We start from the raw sequence: 313 nt of genomic DNA, 5'->3' as shown, positions 1-313 counted from the left end.
TTGCATGATCGATGGGGGAAGCGTTATTTAGAAATCGTAGTTTAGATTCATTGAGCTGTAGATTTCGGCGTTACTTTGGTCTGATGCGACAGTAGTGTTGTAGATGTATTCGGTATCAAAAGTTAGCGCCAAATTGCCCATCAAGATGTTCTTTAGATAGCCTTTGAGGTTGTAATTGGTGTTCTCTTCACCGTAAGCCATGTTAGCCGTTGCCCCCATAGAAAACGTTTCTGTTAGGGTTAATGATCCATCAATATTGGCATTGACGATCAGTTCATAGTTCTCTTTGTTTGGAAACTCTTCATCAGATGCT

General features: G+C 40.6%; 1 protein-coding gene. It reads right to left on the bottom strand.

Going from position 1 to position 313, the window contains the following annotated elements:
- Nucleotides 1-27 precede the first annotated feature (27 nt).
- The coding region (locus AB4512_RS23755) for a DUF481 domain-containing protein (RefSeq protein WP_372175967.1) at nucleotides 28-313 on the bottom strand (286 nt) is incomplete at its 5' end.

The sequence above is a fragment of the Vibrio sp. 10N.222.52.B7 genome, assembly GCF_041474275.1.
Taxonomy (GTDB): domain Bacteria; phylum Pseudomonadota; class Gammaproteobacteria; order Enterobacterales; family Vibrionaceae; genus Vibrio; species Vibrio crassostreae_C.
The sequence above is the reverse complement of the archived record's forward strand: the minus strand, read 5'-3'. Positions and strand labels throughout refer to the sequence as shown.